The 18225-nt window shown below is 43.1% G+C and carries 18 protein-coding genes; 10 read left to right on the plus strand and 8 right to left on the minus strand.

The window, feature by feature from the left end; genetic code table 11:
* Nucleotides 1-114: 114 nt before the first annotated feature.
* The 4 genes from dksA to phaC all read left to right on the plus strand — a co-directional run bounded on the left by dksA (nt 115) and on the right by phaC (nt 3350).
* Nucleotides 115-555, plus strand: coding sequence for an RNA polymerase-binding protein DksA (gene dksA / locus AB1Y31_06035; protein ID MEW4982723.1), 441 nt, complete (start codon nt 115-117; stop codon nt 553-555).
* A 25-nt stretch (nt 556-580) separates the two neighbouring features.
* A complete protein-coding gene (gluQRS, locus tag AB1Y31_06040; GenBank protein MEW4982724.1) occupies nt 581-1480 on the plus strand; it encodes a tRNA glutamyl-Q(34) synthetase GluQRS in 900 nt (299 codons plus the stop codon).
* A 71-nt stretch (nt 1481-1551) separates the two neighbouring features.
* Nucleotides 1552-2289 (plus strand): poly(R)-hydroxyalkanoic acid synthase subunit PhaE, encoded by a 738-nt coding sequence (locus AB1Y31_06045; protein ID MEW4982725.1) that lies wholly within the window; start codon nt 1552-1554, stop codon nt 2287-2289.
* A 71-nt stretch (nt 2290-2360) separates the two neighbouring features.
* Nucleotides 2361-3350: a class III poly(R)-hydroxyalkanoic acid synthase subunit PhaC gene (gene phaC, locus AB1Y31_06050; GenBank protein MEW4982726.1), complete on the plus strand. Its 990-nt coding sequence runs from the start codon at nt 2361-2363 to the stop codon at nt 3348-3350.
* Between the two features lie 5 nt (nt 3351-3355).
* Here the strand turns inward: phaC and AB1Y31_06055 are convergent, their stop codons facing one another.
* The 3 genes from AB1Y31_06055 to phbB form a co-directional block, all read right to left on the minus strand.
* On the minus strand, nt 3356-3622 hold the full coding sequence (locus AB1Y31_06055; GenBank protein MEW4982727.1) for a hypothetical protein: 267 nt from the start codon (nt 3620-3622) through the stop codon (nt 3356-3358).
* A gap of 71 nt (nt 3623-3693) precedes the next feature.
* The gene (gene phaP / locus AB1Y31_06060) at nt 3694-4353 is read right to left on the minus strand and encodes a TIGR01841 family phasin (protein MEW4982728.1); all 660 of its coding nucleotides are present in this window, start codon (nt 4351-4353) and stop codon (nt 3694-3696) included.
* A 121-nt stretch (nt 4354-4474) separates the two neighbouring features.
* Nucleotides 4475-5221, minus strand: a complete 747-nt coding sequence (gene phbB, locus AB1Y31_06065) for an acetoacetyl-CoA reductase (GenBank protein MEW4982729.1) — start codon at nt 5219-5221, stop codon at nt 4475-4477.
* A 319-nt stretch (nt 5222-5540) separates the two neighbouring features.
* On the opposite strand from phbB, the gene yaaA reads away from it, so the two are divergent.
* A complete protein-coding gene (gene yaaA, locus AB1Y31_06070; protein ID MEW4982730.1) occupies nt 5541-6317 on the plus strand; it encodes a peroxide stress protein YaaA in 777 nt (258 codons plus the stop codon).
* A gap of 19 nt (nt 6318-6336) precedes the next feature.
* Here the strand turns inward: yaaA and AB1Y31_06075 are convergent, their stop codons facing one another.
* The 3 genes from AB1Y31_06075 to AB1Y31_06085 form a co-directional block, all read right to left on the minus strand.
* Entirely contained in the window at nt 6337-6531 is a 195-nt protein-coding gene (locus AB1Y31_06075) for a hypothetical protein (protein MEW4982731.1), read from the minus strand.
* A 12-nt stretch (nt 6532-6543) separates the two neighbouring features.
* A complete protein-coding gene (gene rapA, locus AB1Y31_06080) occupies nt 6544-9393 on the minus strand; it encodes an RNA polymerase-associated protein RapA (protein MEW4982732.1) in 2850 nt (949 codons plus the stop codon).
* A gap of 133 nt (nt 9394-9526) precedes the next feature.
* A complete protein-coding gene (locus AB1Y31_06085) occupies nt 9527-10348 on the minus strand; it encodes a pyruvate, water dikinase regulatory protein (GenBank protein MEW4982733.1) in 822 nt (273 codons plus the stop codon).
* Between the two features lie 87 nt (nt 10349-10435).
* Here AB1Y31_06085 and ppsA point away from each other — a divergent pair, with 87 nt between their 5' ends.
* The 4 genes from ppsA to AB1Y31_06105 are packed head-to-tail and all read left to right on the plus strand — an operon-like array spanning nt 10436 to nt 15544.
* Complete coding sequence (ppsA, locus tag AB1Y31_06090; protein ID MEW4982734.1) at nt 10436-12844, plus strand: phosphoenolpyruvate synthase; 2409 nt, start codon at nt 10436-10438, stop codon at nt 12842-12844.
* 20 nt (nt 12845-12864) lie between these two features.
* The gene (locus tag AB1Y31_06095; GenBank protein MEW4982735.1) at nt 12865-14043 is read left to right on the plus strand and encodes an alanine--glyoxylate aminotransferase family protein; all 1179 of its coding nucleotides are present in this window, start codon (nt 12865-12867) and stop codon (nt 14041-14043) included.
* A gap of 14 nt (nt 14044-14057) precedes the next feature.
* Nucleotides 14058-14915: an archaetidylserine decarboxylase gene (gene asd / locus AB1Y31_06100; protein ID MEW4982736.1), complete on the plus strand. Its 858-nt coding sequence runs from the start codon at nt 14058-14060 to the stop codon at nt 14913-14915.
* A complete protein-coding gene (locus tag AB1Y31_06105; GenBank protein ID MEW4982737.1) occupies nt 14915-15544 on the plus strand; it encodes a DUF2238 domain-containing protein in 630 nt (209 codons plus the stop codon). The genes asd and AB1Y31_06105 overlap by 1 nt, the downstream gene beginning before the upstream one ends.
* Here the strand turns inward: AB1Y31_06105 and epmA are convergent.
* Both epmA and efp read right to left on the minus strand, forming a co-directional pair.
* On the minus strand, nt 15518-16504 hold the full coding sequence (gene epmA / locus AB1Y31_06110) for an EF-P lysine aminoacylase EpmA (protein MEW4982738.1): 987 nt from the start codon (nt 16502-16504) through the stop codon (nt 15518-15520). The two genes, AB1Y31_06105 and epmA, sit on opposite strands and share 27 nt — an antisense overlap.
* Before the next feature lie 9 nt (nt 16505-16513).
* Nucleotides 16514-17083 carry an elongation factor P gene (efp, locus tag AB1Y31_06115; protein ID MEW4982739.1) on the minus strand — a complete coding sequence of 190 codons (570 nt, stop codon included), beginning with the start codon at nt 17081-17083 and terminating at the stop codon, nt 16514-16516.
* 56 nt (nt 17084-17139) lie between these two features.
* Here efp and epmB point away from each other — a divergent pair, with 56 nt between their 5' ends.
* Entirely contained in the window at nt 17140-18153 is a 1014-nt protein-coding gene (gene epmB, locus AB1Y31_06120) for an EF-P beta-lysylation protein EpmB (protein MEW4982740.1), read from the plus strand.
* The last annotated feature ends 72 nt before the right edge of the window (nt 18154-18225 follow it).

The raw sequence follows: 18225 nt of genomic DNA on the forward strand, positions 1-18225 counted from the left end.
ATGTAAGACAATGTAGCGCACGAGCAATCTAATTAACAAAAAATATTGCAAAATCATTCAATATCTGATATTTATTCGCGCTCAAATTTTTAACCATTGGTAACAAATAAAATAATGGCTACAGCAAACAACAAAAACTTAGACGCAAGTCACCTTGAATTCAAACCTTACAAAGCAAAAAAAGGTGAGGAGCACATGGGTCCAGCTCAAATTGAGCATTTTAAATCTATTCTTCTGCAGTGGAAAAATGGTTTGATGGGCGACGTGGATCGTACGGTTCACCACATGCAAGATGAAGCGTCTAACTTTCCAGATCCAACCGATAGAGCGAGTCAAGAAGCTGATTTCAGCCTTGAGTTACGCACACGCGATCGTGAACGAAAGTTAATCAAGAAAATTGATGAGTCCATCAGTATGCTGAGCTCTGGCGACTATGGCTTTTGTGAAACTTGCGGTATAGAAATTGCGATTAAACGTCTAGAAGCGCGTCCAACGGCTACACAATGCATCGATTGTAAATCTCTTGACGAAATAAGAGAAAAACAAAAAGTTTAACCCCTTTTAAGTACACTTACGCCTTTTGGCTGTTACGGATTTAGGTTACCGGGGGCGTTTTGCCCCCTCACCTACCGGCCCTTTGCATTTTGGTTCTTTATACACCGCCGTCGCCAGTTTTTTACAGGCCCGATCTAACGCCGGAAAATGGCTCGTTCGAATTGATGACTTAGACCCTTTTCGCTGCAAACAACAGTACTCCACGACTATCCTTAACACGCTCGAGCAATACGGGCTCACCTGGGATGAGCAGGTTTTCTACCAAAGTTCACGGCACGATGCATATAAAAGTGCATTAGATGAGCTAACACAACGACAGTTACTTTATCCATGCCAATGTTCTCGCAAGGACTTAGCAAACAGACAGAGCCATAATATTTATGACGGTTACTGCTTAACTCATGCACTAGAAGCAAACCAGCCCACTTCATTAAGAATCAAGTTACCGAACGAGCCAGTTTGTCTCACGGATGTTGTCCAAGGAACGTCTAAGCAAGACTTAAAAAAGCAGGTAGGTGATTTTGTCATGTTCCGTAAAGATTTCGTCTATGCATATCATCTCGCTGTTGTATTAGATGACCACACACAAGGTATTACCGAAGTTCTTAGAGGTCATGACTTACTTAACAGCACCTACCGACAAATCTATCTTCAACAACTCTTTCAACTCAACACGCCCTACTACGCTCATATTCCCGTCATTAGCGACGCTAATGGCGAAAAGCTTAGTAAACAAACCTTTGCCAGCGATGTATCTTTATCGCCCGTTAGAGAAACGCTGATCAACGTTTTAGAACATTTAAACTTAAGCCCGCCAACAGCACTTTTAGAATCAAAGCCTGCTGATATTTTAAACTGGGGAGTTGAGAACTGGTCGCTCGATAAAATGACACCAACAAATTCCATTTTCTTTCAAATGCATTAAATAAATAATTCACCTGTACGTTTTTCCTCTATTTCAATAAAATTACTAGTCACTTATTAGGCGTGATCCAGATGACCATTAAAACCGACGATGCTTTTGCTCAATTCAACGCCTTAATTAATGGCAATATGCCTGAGCAATACAAAGAGCTTTTAAAGAACGTTTGGGAACAGGGACTTTTTTATCAGCAATTAGTCCAAAGTGTTAACGACAACGAACCAGATTTATCTAAATTTTGGGATTTACCCAACACCCTTGGCTTTGATGCTTTATCTAGCGAACAACCTGAATGGCTTCAGTCAATTTTTGACATTAATAACATTAAAGCAAACGCTGACATTCCACTGAGCGATCAATTCGCCCATGCGCTCAGCGATATTCCGTTAAAAATACAAGGAAGTTTCGAGACCGTTCAATCAAGCCTCGTCAAAATGACTAGCTTGCATAACGAGTTAAGTGTGTTGGCGATGGAACGCTTCCAAACCCTAAAAGGTGAAGCCACTGAATTATCAACAGAGCAGCTTTGTGACAACTGGTTAAAGGCCGGCGAAGGGGCTTTCAAGGAAATCAGCCAAACTGACGACTATATCGACACTCAAAGAACATTATTTGAATCATTAGCTGAATTAAAAAACACACAAACTGTCATAGCAGAACAAGTTTCCGGTGTGCTCGGCTTACCCTCTCAACAAACAGTTGAAGATTTACAAACAGGCTTACATAAACTTCGGCTTGAATTTGCAGAATATAAGGAAGATACCGATGCCGCTATCAGCAAATTAACTCAGACTATTCAGCGTCTAAAATAATCATTTCCCAAAACATGCCGAGCACAAGTCAACAACACGAAGACATCTGGCTGGATGATTTCATACGCCTCATGAAGCAACTAAGTCATGATGGTAGACAGCCTACCCCTAGGGTCGGCACAACTGCTAAAGAACTTATTTACAGTGAAAACAAACTGCGCCTTTTTCGTTATGAGCCCCTAAATGTTAAACAAAGAAAAGCGCCCATATTAATAGCTTACGCGCTGGTCAACCGTCCATATATCGCTGACCTTGAACCGAAGAGATCGTTAGTGTTACGCCTTTTAGAACAAGGCTACCCAGTTTATCTTATTGACTGGGGCTACCCCGACAGTAGTGATTGTTTCACAAGCCTTAACGACTACATTAATGGTTATATGCACCGCTGTGTTCAACACGTAAAACGAAACGCCAACAGAAAAAAAATTGACTTAATGGGAATCTGCCAAGGTGGCGTGCTGTCCTTATGCTACGCAGCCCTACACCCCTCTGAGATTCGCAAACTCATTACCCTTGTAACACCCGTAGATTTTCATACGGATAACAACCTATTGAGCCTTCTAACAAACGGTATGAACACAAAAATTTTGACCAACAGTGCAGGTAATGTACCCGGTCAGCTTATCGGTCAATTATTCAAAACATTGAAGCCCTTCCAATTAAACCGAGAAAAATATCGACGAATTAAGCACTTAATCTCTAAAAAAGAGCACCTAGATACATTCTTACGCATAGAAAAGTGGCTTAATGATAACCCTGATTTAACAGGGCTTGCAGCTCAAGAATTCATGGACGCTTTTTATCAACAAAACCGCTTACATAAAAACAATTTAACGATTCATGACAAAGCCGTTAGACTAGAAACAATTAAGTGCCCCGTTCTTAACTTATACGCGACAAAGGATCATATCGTAACGCCAGCTTCGACACGTGCGCTAGCCCAACACATTAAACCATCGCTGTACCAAGAACATCCAATAAATGGCGGCCATATTGGAGCATTTACCAGCTTAAACAGCCAACCTGAGCTTATAGACTCACTGGTCAAGTGGCTAGGTTAGCGACGTTATTCTTTATCCTTGCCTGTCGATAGAACTCCACCTTTCATCATGGCCTCCCACATCGTTTTTTGAAACCCTTCCATCGCCGACATCTGTTCGGGCATCGGCATATACAGTTTCATCAATTCTGTCATGTCATTGGATTCAATGCCTGATAGCATTTTTTCCCGTATTTTTTCCATCGCCTCTTTTTGCAAGCCTTGGACCTCAGGCAAGCCCAGCAACTCCCTCATTTCTTGAGGTGTTGCGTCAATTTCAATCGTAGCTTTCATATTCACCCCTAGCTAAATGAATTGCTATGAACAACAAAAAGTGAACATAGCAGTTCTGTTCATTAAATAGCTTATTTTTTAGCATCACCTTCGGTCATTGGTCGACCATTTGGTTTTGGCATTTGTAGTTTTTGAGCCGCAGGTTTAGGTGCTGATTGCTTAGCCGAAGGTTTTGGCGCTGCTTGCTTAGCCACTGGTTTTGGCGCTGCTTTCTTAGCCACAGGTTTAGGCGCTGCTTGCTTAGCCACTGGTTTAGGCGCTGCTTTCTTAGCCGCAGGTTTAGGCGCTGCTTTCTTAGCCGCAGGTTTAGGCGCTGCTTTCTTAGCCGCAGGTTTAGGCACTGCTTGCTTAGCCACTGGTTTAGGCGCTGCTTGCTTGGTTTCTGACGTAACAACCATTGTTGGCGCCTCGGCCATACCCTCTTTAATAAGGTCAGCCATCGCTTGCTTAGTTTCCATCGCAATTTTGACAGAATTCTGAGCGCTTTCTAATACCTTTTCTGACAGTTCTTTGTATAAGCTAGACTGCAAATTCATTAAGTCGCTCAATGATGTTACTTTGTCCACTGTTTTGGCCTTTTTAATACTCCCCTCTATACAGCTAGAAACCATTTCCATTTGTAACTTCGTTAATTGTTTAATGGATTTAGTGTTCAAGGTATTAATCTTCTTCAACGACTCATTGGCTTTTTTACTTAATTGAGCCCACTGCTTAATTATGTCATTTTGCATTTTCACCACTCCTTTGTTATTTAACGATAAAAGTCTTGTGCAGTAATATCTGTTACTTATCTTCCTGTCAATAAAAAGGCGATCAAATGATCGCCTTTTTATTGGTATATTTGATGTTTCTTTAGAAACTGGTAAACAAACCGCCATTAACGGGAATATTTGCACCCGTAATATAGTCCGCTTGGTTTGAAGCCAAGAAGCCAACGGTGTTAGCAATCTCAACAGGCTCACCCATACGTTGCATAGGAATTTGAGCGATAAGGTCATTACGAATACCTTCATCAATCTTCATAACCATTTGTGTAGCAATATAGCCAGGGCTAACAGAATTAACTGTAATTCCTTTACGTGCTACTTCCTGCGCTAACGCCATTGTGAAACCATGCATACCTGCTTTAGCGGCAGAGTAGTTTGTTTGACCAAATTGGCCACGTTGACCATTAACAGATGAAATATTAATGATACGACCAAATTCTCTAGACAGCATAAAAGAAAGTACATTCTTAGTCATGTTAAACACGCCATCAAGGTTTGTAGATAACACGGCGTCCCAGTTAGACTCATCCATGTTTTTCAAGAAACCATCACGTGTAATACCAGCACAGTTAACAAGAACATTAACTGGACCAATGTTATCTTCAACGCGTTGAACCATAGCAGCGCAGTCATCAAAGCTTGTTACGTCTGCTTCTTCAACTAGGAAATCAAAACCAGCTTCTTTTTGCGCGGCAATCCACTCATCCGCTTTTTCAATTTCTTTGTTAAACGTTGTCGCAACAACTGTGTAACCATTTTCAGATAATTTTCTTGAAATTTCTGAACCAATACCACCTAAACCGCCCGTTACTAAGGCTATTGACTTACTCATACTCGTGAATCTCCGATAATGAAAAACTACAACTTATTGCGATGCAGTATAAAGATACTCACCACTTCCGTCAATGTAACCACCGCCTATAGCGCACCATCAACGGGACAATACGTGTTCTTTACGCACTATAATTGGGCGCTTTTTACAGGCCTTTATCAGCTTTTTTCACTATATATCACTGACTTGTTGCTCATCAAATTTAGTCACTGACAGCCCCTACGCCCCATTTAATAGACACGTTATTATGATGAGATATACAAAACTCCTATCAACACCGTACAATGCTTTTCAGATATAACGACAATGAGTTAAGACCATGCTATTGCTTATTTCCCCTGCTAAAACTTTAGATTACGAAACACCTGCAAGCACCTCTGTTTATTCTCAGCCCGATTTTTTAGCTGACTCAGCCGAGCTGATCGACCAACTTAAAACGCTCTCACCTTCTGATGTTTCTTCATTAATGAGTATTAGCGATAAGTTGGGCGTACTCAACAGCAATCGCTTTATCGAATGGCAACTGCCTTTTACACCACAAAACAGCAAACAAGCCGTACTGGCCTTTAAGGGTGACGTATACGAAGGCATGGCTGCTAATGATTTGTCAGAAGACGACTTAAATTGGGCAAACAAACACCTGCGGATTTTATCTGGCTTATACGGTTTACTTAAACCTTTGGACTTAATTCAGCCTTATCGCCTAGAAATGGGAACACGCTTTAGCAACCAACGCGGTAAGAACTTGTACGAGTTCTGGGGAAACAAAATCACCGATAAAATCAATCAGGAAATGGCTGAGCAAAAAAGCCCTGTACTGATTAATTTGGCGTCAAATGAATATTTCAAGTCGGTTAAACCCAAACTCTTAAATACTCAAGTTATCACACCTGTGTTTAAAGATTGGAAAAACGATAAATACAAAATTATTAGTTTTTATGCCAAAAAAGCACGCGGCATGATGAGCGCTTACATCATTAAAAACCAACTAGAAAGCCCGGGCGATATCAAATTATTTGACGTGGCTGGCTATGCATTTTCAGCTGAACAATCGACTGAAAATGAGTGGGTTTTTCTTAGAAAGGATGCCGCTTAGTCGTCTAACGCTTCTGCTTCTAGGGATAAATAAACCCTTCGTTATCTGTCGCAACGCCCAGCATACCCTTAACATAGAAAACTCGCTCGGATAGCTGAATAGGTATCATTCCAACCCTACTTGGCGCATAGTCCGACGAAGCGATAACACCCCCCCCGTTAACAGCATCAATATCGATAAAAGGCTGTTTATATTGAGCTTCAGTCGGACGCACTAGCTTTGGATGTTATGAATCAGTAATCAATATCACTCTAATGGCGTCTAATTTAAAAGACGCACGTTCTATATAAGAACTTAAGTCCTGGATTTTAGCTTTTTGTTGCGTGATCTCAGCATCGCGAATATTTGGATTAACCTGAGCCAATGCAACCAAGCGTTCTAAATTCGCCGACTCATGTTGTCGCATCTGCTCAACACTTTCAGTCACTAGCGCCTCTTGGTGCTCAACAACTAGCAGTTCTGCTTTAGTAATCAGCGTTTTAATCGCTTCTTGGCCGTGTTCAATAATATTCAACGCAATCGGTTTTTTAACAAACGTCAATCTCGACGCTATATGCTCTGGTTTTAAAATATTCGTCATATCTAAACCATTTGAACCAACTACAATTCGTTTCATCGTTTTTGGCAAATAACGGTGCAATTGCAGGCGTTTAGGAGCTGGGCAATGTGTCGTAAAAATAGCTTCAAGTATGACTGTCCCGGCAGGAATGGGCGGTAAGGCCATTGTACAAAAAGTTGAATTACCAAACTCAGTATTGATAATTTGCTCCATCGCCGCGGTCACCATTGGGTGTTCCCAGGTCAAAAATTGGAAGTCCTCACGAGATAGCGCAATTTTCCTGTTAAACGTAGCCGTTAGCCCATCCTCACTTAGGTTGGGGAAGTTCTCTGCCTGCATATGCCCCGTTGGCTTTATAACAATACTGTCTTCACTATGGTATTGCTGTTCAACGCCAAAGTTCTCAAACACTTCTTCCATGTAATTCGACAATTCCAAGTGGCTTGATGACAAACTAATTTCGTCAATAATCACCTGCGCTTCATCTTTTCTGCATGAATTAAGCTCAAGCATTAAATCACGCCCTGCGTGCATATCCTCAATGCTCTGTTTCATTAGAGCGTCAGTTTTTTCGATGATCGCGTCAAAGTCTTCGTCCTCCGTATCACCTAGCAATGCTTCTTTTAGATCGGCCTTAACCGCAGCGTACACATGATGCCCCGTTGAGCAAACGTGGCTGAAGGCATTAAGGCCTTTGTCGTACCACTGCATCAACCGTTGTTGACCAGAGCCTTTTATACAAGGCACATGAATATGCACCGTATCTGTTTGACCAATTCGATCCAAACGTCCAATACGTTGTTCTAACAAATCAGGGTTGAGCGGCAAATCAAATAACACCAAATGATGAGCAAACTGAAAGTTTCGGCCTTCACTACCAATTTCAGAACATATCAAGATTTGCGCACCCTCTTCAGCATCAGAAAAATAAGCAGCAGCCCTATCTCTGGCGATCAAGCTCATGCCTTCATGAAAAACAGCCGACGCAAAAATAGTCCGCATTTTTAGATAATCATGAAGCTCTTCTGCCGTTTGCTGCTGGGCACAAATCAATAATACTTTTTCAGACTTGTGCGCATCCAGCCAATCCATTAACCACAACACACGCGGATCAAGCTCAAGCCACTCTTCACCCAGCAACATCTCCGGTAATAACGCACACGCCATGGCAATATCGTTATCTAACTCAAACTCGGGTTCAACGTCTAACGCCGGTAACTCGTACGCATGTAATTGCCGTGATGAAAACGCATCAATATTGTCGCGCGTATTCCTAAACAATACACGGCCCGTACCGTGTCGATCGAGCAAAGCATCAATAATAGACTCTAGCGTTACAGCATCTGCCAGCACCGTTTCTTCACCCAACAGCTGAACTAACTGCTTATTCAAATCTGAATCAGCTAGCACGCTTTCTATGGACTCTGACCCCATTAACTCCTTAATCAGCTGGTTAATCTCTTGATAACCAATCTGCTCTTCTTTAAACGCCGCTAAGTCGTAATAGCGATCTGGATCCAATAAGCGCAAACGCGCAAAGTGACTGGTGACACCCAATTGCTCTGGCGTCGCCGTTAATAACAACAAACCCGGGACACGATTCGCTAACTCTTCAATACAGCGGTATTCATTACTGACGTTATTCTCGTTCCAAAACAAATGATGCGCTTCATCGACAATCATCAAATCCCAATTTGCAGCGACTGCGGCTTCATGATAATTCGCATTTTCAGACAGAAACGACAACTGACACAGTACCAACTGCGCCGTTTCAAACGGGTTAATATCCCCTTCTTCCCTTATCGCATCGCATCGTTCGCGGTCTAAAATCGTAAACGATAGATTAAAACGTCGTAACAATTCAACCAACCACTGATGAATAAGCGCATCGGGTACGACAATGAGTGCTCGCTCAATAGAGCCTGTTAATAATTGTTGATGCAGAATCAAGCCCGCCTCAATGGTTTTACCTAAACCCACCTCGTCGGCCAATAAAACACGCGCGGCATTGCGCTCGCTAACCTTTTTAGCAATATAAAATTGATGCGGTAATAACTGTACTCGGGGGCCCGACAAACCAAAACCAGAAAACTGATCGAGTTTGCGTTGAAAATCCAGCGTTTTTAGACGTAAGTCAAACAACTTATTCTTATCAATCTGGCCCGTGAACAAACGACTTTGAGGTTTATTAAATGCACCAACACTATCAAGATCTACTTCATGCAGCACGACTTGTTCACCTTGCTGGTCAACACATAGATAAATCATGCAGTTATTGTGTTCTTGAGTTTTCTCAATGGTTAACACATGCCCATCATTGTGACTAACCGCATCATCAACACTGTAGACCACCCGACTTAATGGTGCATTGGCTACGGCATAAACTCGAGTCTCTTCAACCGCCGGGAAAAATAACGTAACGTGACGTCCTTCAATAAGTTCAACCGTTCCAAGGCCCAACTCAGTTTCAGAATGGCTAACCCAACGTTGCCCTGGATGAAAAATGTGCTGACCCATCTACTTATTACCTCACCGCTCGATTAAAAGGCGGGGATGATAAGAGTTATCACCCCTACTCGCAACCTAAAGCTGAACTAAACAGCATTCTTTAACCAGTGTTTTAATGAAACCCACGCCCGTCGGGTATTCGCTAAAACTGTTTTACATCTAACTCACGTGTTAAACGGATTTGTGCCGCAATTTCCTCAATAGAAATAGACGTTACATTAAGAAACGGAACATTTTCTAGCTGAAACAATTCTTCAACTTGCGATACTTCTCGTTGACAGGTACGCAATGAAGCATAAGGGCTTCCCGGTCGACGTTCTTCACGAATACGACTGAGTTGTTCAGCGCCTATTGTTAGACCAAATAATTTCTTCTTATACGGCTTCAGTGCTCGAGGAAGGCTGCAATTATCCAAATCGCTGTCTGTAATTGGAAAATTGGCAGTAAAAATACCGTATTGAAGTGCTAAGTATAATGACGTGGGTGTCTTACCGGTACGCGACACACCGACCAAAATGACATCCGCCTGTTGGTAGTGATCTAGGCGCGCACCATCATCATTCACCAAAGCATAGTTAACCGCGCGTATACGAGACTCGTACGAATTTTTATCTATCAAACCATGACTTCTACCTACTTCATGTGAAGACTCCTGCCGCAAGTCGCTTTCCATTCTTGAGATGTAATCATTGAATAAATCATAGAAAATACAATTACTTTTAGAAACTATCTCACGTAAATCATCATTAGTGAATGTACTAAAAACAATCGGACGCCCTTCATTAACCGTATAAGAATTATTGATTCTGTCTCTCACCGCATTGGCTCTCGTTTCGGTATCAATAAACGGAATGACGTGTCGATCACGTTCAACACCCTCGAATTGAGTCAGCAAGCTATTACCCAATGTTTCAGCAGTAATGGCGGTTCTATCGGATATAAAAAAGATTGTTCTATTTTTCATTGAATGTGAAGGTCTTTTTTTTGTTAAAATATTGGATTAACTCAAATTTTAAACTAAAAGATGGCTTCTCATGAATAAAGCTTATTCATGAATAAGATATCGCAATCAGAGGATAGCACGTTGGAAGAATATATTGTTTGGCTCGACTCAACAGGCATGGATGACGTAGAACATGTAGGCGGCAAGAACGCTTCATTAGGTGAAATGATCAGTAATTTAGCATCTGTTGGGGTTGATGTACCGGGTGGTTTTGCAACCACCGCAAAAGCCTTCCGTGAGTTTCTTGCACAAAGCGGTATTGACGACCGTATCAACGAAAAGCTTAATGCCTTAGATGTAAATGACGTTAACGCGCTAGCAGCGGCGGGTAAAGAAATTAGACAGTGGGTTATAGACACCCCTTTCCAACCCGAACTTACCGAAGCGATTGAGTCTGCTTATGCAAAAATGCAAGCGGATGCAAAAAGTGAATTTTCTGTTGCCGTACGTTCATCTGCCACGGCTGAAGACTTACCGGACGCCTCATTTGCTGGCCAACAAGAAACTTTCTTAAACGTTGATGGCATCGACAACGTGATGCATTCAATTAAAGAAGTGTTTGCCTCATTGTTTAATGACCGCGCTATCTCCTACCGTGTGCACCAAGGTTTTGAACACAGCGGCGTTGCGTTATCTGCGGGTATTCAACGCATGGTACGAAGCGACATTAGCGCGTCGGGCGTTATGTTTACCCTCGATACAGAATCAGGTTTCCGCGATGCTGTCTTTATTACATCCAGCTATGGCTTGGGTGAAATGGTGGTACAAGGCGCGGTCAACCCAGATGAGTTTTATGTACACAAACCAACGCTTGAAGCTGGCAGACCGGCCGTTCTACGCCGCAACCTAGGCAGCAAGCTGATCAAGATGGTCTACAACGACGATGCGACTTCAAAAGACCCCGTTAAAGTGATTGATACCGAGCCTGCAACTCGCGTCGTTTATTCACTGACCGATGCAGAAGTTGAAAAACTGTCTGAAATTGCTATCACGATTGAAAAACACTACGAACGTCCAATGGATATCGAGTGGGCAAAAGATGGCTTAGACGGCCAGCTTTATATCGTTCAAGCACGTCCAGAAACGGTACAAAGCCGCGCCGGCAAAGAAATTGAACGTTATTCACTGAATGAAACAGCTAGTGTATTAGTTGAAGGCCGCAGTATCGGCCAAAAAATTGGCTCTGGCCCTGCTCGCGTTATCGACAGCATCGCACAGATGGACCAAGTTCAAGAAGGCGACGTACTCGTCACTGATATGACCGACCCAGATTGGGAACCGATTATGAAACGTGCTTCAGCTATCGTTACTAATCGTGGTGGCAGAACATGCCATGCGGCGATTATTGCGCGTGAGCTGGGTATCCCTGCTGTTGTGGGTTGTGGCGATGCAACTGACCATATTACGCAAGACCAAGAAGTCACTGTCTCATGCGCGGAAGGCGACACGGGCTTTATTTACCAGGGCTTATTAGACTTCCATATTGATAAAATCAATCTTGACTCAATGCCAGAAATTCCTGTCAAAGTCATGATGAATGTCGGCAACCCCGATCGTGCGTTTGACTTTGCCTCACTTCCTCATGAAGGTGTTGGCTTGGCGCGTTTAGAATTCATCATCAATCGCATGATTGGCATTCACCCTAAAGCCTTATTGGAATTTGACAAATTACCTTCTAATTTGCAGGACACCATTAACAAACGAATTTCTTGCTACGACAGCCCTAAAGATTACTATATTAAGCGTTTAGTAGAAGGCGTTTCGACTATTGCTGCGGCATTTTCACCTAAGTCGGTTATTGTTCGTATGTCCGATTTTAAATCGAACGAATACGCTAACTTAATTGGCGGCGACCGTTACGAGCCTGAAGAAGAAAACCCAATGATCGGCTTTAGAGGTGCATCACGTTATATTTCTGATTCATTCCGCGAGTGTTTCGACATGGAGTGTGAAGCGCTTAAATATGTTCGCGATAAAATGGGCTTAACCAATGTTTGGATAATGATCCCTTTCGTTCGCACATTGGATGAAGCCAGACAAGTGACCGAACTACTTAAAGCCAATGGTATTGAAAGCGGAAAAAACGGCCTGAAACTCATCATGATGTGTGAATTGCCGTCTAACGCTTTAATGGCTGAAGAGTTCTTAGAATACTTCGATGGCTTCTCTATCGGCTCGAACGATTTAACACAGTTAACACTGGGGCTTGATCGTGACTCCGCGCTAATTGCTCACTTATTCGACGAACGTGACCCTGCCATTAAGAAGCTTCTTTCTATGGCTATTCAAGCATGCCGTAAGAAAAACAAATACATTGGCATTTGTGGCCAAGGCCCATCCGACCACCCCGATTTAGCAAAGTGGTTAATGGAAGAAGGTATAGAAAGCGTATCGCTAAACCCAGACACGGTGATTGAAACGTGGATGTTTATGGCTGGCCAAAAAATCGAAGGATAAAAGTAAAGGGTAATAAAAACATGACAATAACAACCTTTAACCCACCTGTTCGCACTCTAATGGGCCCAGGCCCATCAGACGTGCACCCACGTATTTTATCTGCCTTAGCGCGCCCAACGATTGGTCATTTAGACCCAAGCTTTGGCTTGATGATGGACGAAGTTAAAACATTACTTCAATACGCGTTCCAAACGGATAATCAGTTGACCTTCCCTGTTTCCGCTCCTGGTTCTGCTGGCATGGAAACCTGCTTCTCGAATCTATTAGAAGCCGGTGATACCGTGATTGTTTGCCAAAACGGCGTGTTCGGCGGCCGCATGAAAGAAAACGTTGAACGCTGTGGTGCCATCGCCATTATGGTTGAAGACGAATGGGGCAAGGCCGTTGACCCGCAAAAAGTTGAAGATGCGCTGAAAGCTCATCCAGAAGCAAGTGTACTGGCCTTTGTTCACGCTGAAACATCGACCGGTGCCGTTTCAGACGCAAAAACTCTCTGCGCTTTGGCTCACCAATACGGTTGTTTATCTCTTGTGGATGCAGTGACCTCTTTAGGCGGTTCTGAATTACGTGTTGACGATTGGGGTATTGATGCCATCTATTCTGGCACACAAAAATGCCTATCATGCGTACCCGGCTTATCACCCGTTAGCTTCAGCCAACGCGCACAAGAGCGCATTAAGCAACGCAAACAACGCGTACAAAGCTGGTTCTTAGATTTAAATCTTGTGATGGGTTATTGGGGTAGTGATGGCGGGCGTTCATATCACCACACCGCGCCTGTTAATAGTTTATACGCGCTGCATGAGTCATTACTTATGTTGCAAGAAGAAGGTCTGGAGAACTCGTGGGCACGTCACGCACGCTTACACGGCGCGTTAAAAGCAGGCTTAGAAGCAATGGGCATTGGCTTTATCGTCCCTGAAGACTCTCGCCTTCCGCAGTTAAACGCCGTCATCATCCCTCAAGGTGTAGATGAAGCCGTCGTTAGAAAACGCTTATTACACGAATACGATTTAGAAATTGGTGCGGGGCTAGGTTCTCTCGCCGGTAAAGTCTGGCGTATTGGTTTAATGGGCCATTCCGCCTCGGCCAGTAATGTGATGTTTTGCCTCGCCTCTCTTGAATCTGTTTTGAGTGATATGGGTGCCGACATTAAAACAGGTGTTGCTCTACCCGCTGCACAAAAAGCAAGCTTCTAAAACAGGTTAAAAAAATGGCTAAACTCTTTATTCTTTTACAACATATCCTACCGCAACATGGCTTATCCGCCTTGATGCACAAATTGGCACGCTGTAAAACACCGTGGGTAAAAAATGCCATTATCAAAACCATTATTAAGCAATTTGGTGTTGATATGTCGGAAGCGGTTGAGCCAAACCCAGAAGTTTACGAAACATTTAATGCTTTTTTTACCCGTGAATTACGTGACGATGTTCGCCCACTAGAACGTGGGCGCACCACTATTTCTTGCCCTGTTGATGGCGCTATTAGCCAAATTGGTACCATTGAAGATGGTGAAATTTTCCAAGCCAAAGGCAAGTCCTTCAATCTTTCAGCATTGCTGGGCAATGATGCGCTAAGCAGTGAGTTTGAAGACGGGCAATTCACCACCATTTACTTATCACCAAAAGATTACCACCGTATCCACTTCCCTATTGGTGGCACGTTGAAGAAAATGGTACATGTACCCGGTGAATTGTTCAGCGTAAACCAAACAACCGTTGAATCGATTGATGAATTATTCGCGCGTAACGAACGTGTGATTGCCTTTTTTGATACGCCAGCAGGCCCTATGGCGATGGTGATGGTCGGCGCTATTTTTGTTTCTAGTATTGAAACGGTTTGGTACGGCGAAGTAACGCCCCCACGTCATAACCAAGTTCGCAGCTGGAACTATGACGGCAAGGAACTTAAGTACAAAAAGAACGACGAAATGGCACGTTTTAATATGGGATCAACCGTTGTCTTGCTTTACGGGAAAGATAACGTGACTTGGGCTGAAGAGTTAGCGGCTGGTGATAGCGTTCAATTGGGTCAAGTCATCGGAAATATCACCAAAAATAAAGAGTAATGCTCTCGGCGCTTAAATTATCGGGCTTATCAGCTGCATGGTTAGGCCTGTTTCTAAGTGTATTGATCTGGTCAGCCATTGACCCAAAAGACACCTTTACTTGGTTCTTGGAGGTGTTACCTGCCCTTATTGGCCTTGGCTCCATCCTCTATACACGCGCCTCTTTTCCTCTAACTACTCTGACCTACTCGTTAATTTTAACTCACTGCATCATTTTGATGATTGGCGGTCATTACACTTATGCGGAAGTTCCTTTTTTCGACCAACTCGCCGAACTTTTTGATTCCACACGTAATAACTACGACAAGCTAGGGCATTTCGCACAAGGCTTTGTACCCGCCATTGTTGCTCGAGAAATACTAATCCGTCAGTCTGTTATCAATAGCCGTCGCTGGATGAATTTTTTTATTGTGTGTTTTTGCTTAGGATTCAGTGCTTTTTACGAATTGATTGAATGGTGGGTTGCTCTTGGCACAGGCGAAGATGCCGAGGCATTCTTAGGGACTCAAGGATATATCTGGGATACCCAATCTGATATGGGCATTGCACTGCTGGGATCCCTTATCGCCTTATTCAGCCTGTCGCATTATCACGACAAACAATTAAGCGCGATGGATAGGAAAGCTTAAGACTTCATCAATCGAGCTCGCATCAGTCATTAGCATCAATAACCTATCCAAACCCAAAGCCACCCCTGAGCAACTCGGTAAACCCGCCTCTAGTGCGGCCAATAAATTATCATCCATTGGCACGGACTCTAAGCCTTCTTTTTCACGCTCAAGCAACTCCGCAGTAAAGCGTTCTGTTTGCTGTTTAGCGTCGGTTAATTCCTCGTAGCCATTGGCCAATTCAACACGCTTAAAGTACACCTCAAACCGCTTTGCCGTTTGTGTGTTTTCGTCGCTTAACTTTGCCAGCATTGCCATACAGACAGGGTAATCGGTTACAAAATAAACCAAGTCGTTTTTTAATTTTGTTTGAATATATTGACTAAAAACGTAGTCTAGCCCGTTCGAAAGGCTGTCACCACAAATGCCTTTGGCTTCTGGGTTGCCATTCTCACTGGCGTATTGCATCAACACATCCAACGTTGTTTTATGCGGGTTAATACCTGTTTGTTGTTCAAATAGGTCAGCATATGTCACTGTTCTAAAGGCCAAGTTTTCACTGAAGCATTGCATCAGTAACTCGATCATTTCCTCAATCAAATCAGCCAGACTGAAATCAACTCTATACCATTCAAGCAAAGTAAACTCGGGGTTATGGAACCGCCCTCTTTCACCTTGTCGAAAGGACTTAGCTATTTGATAAATTGAACCTGAACCCGCCGCTAAAAGACGCTTCATGGCGAATTCTGGTGAGGTTTGCAAGTAGAGCAGCTTGCTCGCTTGTTCCCCCTTGTTAAGCTTTGTAGAAAAGCTATCCAAGTTCATATCACAACTTGCGGCGGATGATAGTACAGGCGTATCCACCTCAAGTACTGAACGCTCAACAAAAAACGTCCGTATTGTTTGATAAAGCTCTGCTCGCTGATACAACAAAGCCGCCGAACAAGTCGGCGGCCATTGCTTATTATTCGATGAGTTCAATGGGATATACTAACTTTTAACCCTCGCGGAGTATTCACCGGTTCGCGTATCTACTTTGATGGTTTCGCCAATTTGTACAAATAATGGCACACGAACAACTGCGCCCGTTTCCAGTGTCGCAGGTTTACCACCACCGCCAGACGTATCGCCTTTTAAACCCGGGTCTGTATCTGCTATCGCTAACTCAACAAAATTAGGCGCAGCAACAAGTAAAGGTGCACCATTCCATAAAGTAACCGTGCATTTATCTTGCTCTTTGATCCATTTGGCAGCCTCACCAACGGCTGTCTTGTCACCAGAAACCTGCTCAAAGGTTTCGTCATCCATAAAATGCCAAAACTCTCCGTCGTTATACAAATAGGACATTTCCGTTTCCATCACATCCGCCGCATCTACTGTTTCACCCGATTTAAAGGTTTTATCAATAACGCGACCTGTTTTTAAGTTACGGATCTTAACGCGGCTAAATGCGGGACCTTTGCCAGGCCTAACAAATTCATTCTCGACGATTGTACAAGGTGAGTTATCGAACATGATTTTCAGTCCGCTTTTGAAGTCATTCGTACTATAAGTTGCCATATTAAGTTCCCACTTATTTATTAAGTTTATATTCCAAGCGCCATTATAATGGCTACATGGCAGACATAGAAAAAAAATCTTTAATTCCGAGCTGGCAGCAAGAACTCCAATCTGCTTTTACAAACATCAGCGATTTATTACGTTTCTTAGACCTTAGTGTTGACGACCTGAGCCCTTACCACGATGCAGCTAAAGACTTCCCTTTACTCGTCACCGAGAACTATGCAAAACGCATTAAAAAAGCTGACTGGAACGATCCATTACTTCAACAGGTTCTGCCACACCCCAATGAATTAGAGAAACACCCAGGTTTTCTAAGCGACCCTGTCGGTGACGAGCAAGCCAGCGTCTCTCCCGGTCTCCTGCACAAGTATCACGGTCGCGTACTGATGATTACAACAGCTGCATGCGCCATTCATTGCCGCTATTGTTTCCGGCGTGAATTCCCCTATTCTGACAATAGCGCTCATCGCTCACAACTTGATTCAATCAAGCAATATTTATCAAGCAACCCCTCCGTAACAGAAGTGATTCTTAGTGGTGGGGATCCGCTAACCCTTAGCGATTCAAAGTTTACGCATCTATTTGAATTTATCTCCAAACTGCCACAAGTTGAGCGCATACGAATCCACACCCGTTTACCGATCGTTTTACCGAGCCGTATTACACAAGCATTATTGGATACTCTTTCAGCAAGCAATAAAAAAGTGATTATCGTGATTCATGCTAATCACCCAAATGAATTAAGTACGGATGTATCTAACGCACTCCTCGCTATAAAAAATATAGGCGTCACGCTGCTCAATCAAACGGTATTGTTACGTGGCATAAATGATGATGCCGACACACTAACTGAATTGAGCCACCGCCTATTCAATTGTCACACCCTACCTTACTACTTGCACGTACTGGACAAAGTAGCTGGTGCAATGCATTTCGATTCCACTATGCAGCACACTTATGAACTGTATGACCAAATGAAACGAAACTTATCTGGCTACTTAGTCCCTAAACTGGTTTGCGAAGAGGCCGGCAAACCTTATAAAACCATATTGGCAAGGAATAATTAGAAATATTAACTTTTGGCATAATAAGGCGCATAATGCACGGATACTTATAAAGTCATAAATTTGGTACGCACA

Source organism: Cycloclasticus sp., assembly GCA_040743155.1.
Taxonomy (GTDB): Bacteria; Pseudomonadota; Gammaproteobacteria; order Methylococcales; family Cycloclasticaceae; genus Cycloclasticus.